Below are 446 nucleotides of genomic sequence, written 5' to 3'. Positions count from 1 at the left end.
ACCCCCCCCCCACCCCCCACACCCACCCATGTCGTGGTTCGTCGGCAGCGTCAGATGTGTATAAGAGACAGGATTATAATTATCCTGATGATTATCGGTATTGTCAATACTTGCGCTTGACCTCAGTTTCAGGCCTGGAATTATTTCATAGGCTAAAGCCGTAGTTGCCAATATCCTTAAACTACTTGCTGGATTGTATTGTTCTTTGGCCATGCCTACAGGATTGGTTTGTCCATAGTTTAAGCCAGTAAATACTGTATATGTACCATTAGGATTATACACGCCTTCGGTTGGAGGCATAACAAAAGTTTGAAAGGGGACGCCTCCGTAATCTGCATTTTGATAATTGTTCTTTTTATAGAGATCTTTTGTAAGCGCTAAGTTGATGGTGAAATTTAGCTTGTCACTAAGCTTGTGGTCTAAGTTGATCCTTCCCGAAAGTCGGC

1 protein-coding gene is annotated in these 446 nt (G+C 43.0%); it reads right to left on the bottom strand.

The features are described 5' to 3' along the window. Positions 1 to 300 (bottom strand): hypothetical protein (locus tag JHD69_RS20405; RefSeq protein WP_199142156.1); only part of this gene is annotated, 300 nt, incomplete at its 3' end. Positions 301 to 446: the final 146 nt, after the last annotated feature.

This window comes from Pedobacter sp. ASV12, from assembly GCF_016429155.1.
GTDB lineage: Bacteria > Bacteroidota > Bacteroidia > Sphingobacteriales > Sphingobacteriaceae > Pedobacter.
This window is presented reverse-complemented; position numbering and strand designations above follow the sequence as displayed.